1 pseudogene is annotated in these 896 nt (G+C 69.4%); it reads right to left on the bottom strand.

The features are described 5' to 3' along the window. Window positions 1-896 (bottom strand): annotated as a pseudogene (locus EN893_RS35830) (DNA mismatch repair protein MutS); the annotation flags it as partial.

Genomic DNA, 896 nt, shown 5'->3' with positions numbered 1-896 from the left:
CCTTTCGCGATTCGTCGCGCAGCGCCCGCATCTCGTCGAGATCGGCATGGTAGCCGCCGCGCAAGAAGCCGCCATCGCGCTTGAGCAGCGGCAGTTCGTCGCCAAGCGCCTGCGTCAGATGCTGGGCCAGCGCCTGGGGCAGAGCATGGATGGCGGCCAATGCCGCCGCAAGTTCCGGGGGCAGGGCGGTGGCGGCAAAGATTTCGGCGATCGCGCCTGCTGCCTCGAAGCCGGCGCGCAGCGCGCCAAGGTCGCGCGGCCCACCCCGGTTGAGCGCCAGCCTCGACAGTGCGCGCGGCATGTCGGCAACGCTCTTCAGGCTCGACCGCACCGCTTGGCAGAGCCGCGTTTCGGAACGGAAGAACGACACCGAATCCAGCCTGGCGCCGATGGCCGCGGGATCGGTCAGCGGCGCCATCAGCCGGTCGGCGAGCAGCCTTGCGCCGCCGCCGGTCACCGTGCGGTCGATCGCCTTGAACAGCGACCCTTCGCGGCTGCCCGACAGTGTGCGCAGCAGTTCCAGATTGCCGCGTGTCGCCGGATCGATGAACAGGGTCGAGCCCTGCTCTTCGCGCTCGGGCCGCGACAGCGGCGGGCGCTCGGCCTTCTGCGTCTTCTCGACATAGGCGATGGCGCCGGAGATCGCCGACAGTTCGGCGCGCGAAAAGGCGCCAAAGCTATCCGGTGTCGCCACATCGAAGAAGCGGGCGATGCGTCCCGTGGCCGATGCCGAATCAAACAGCGACGGCGGCTGCGGGCTGGCGACGCGGCCGAGCACGTCGAACACCGGCTTCAACTCCGGATCGTGGAACACCGGCTCGGCGACGATCAGCTCGCGCGGATCGACTCGGAAGATGTCGGCCAGCAGCCGGTCGGCGGTGGTATCGGTGACGCGG

This window comes from Mesorhizobium sp. M7A.F.Ca.CA.004.04.2.1, assembly GCF_004022825.1.
Taxonomy (GTDB): Bacteria; Pseudomonadota; Alphaproteobacteria; order Rhizobiales; family Rhizobiaceae; genus Mesorhizobium.
This window is presented reverse-complemented; position numbering and strand designations above follow the sequence as displayed.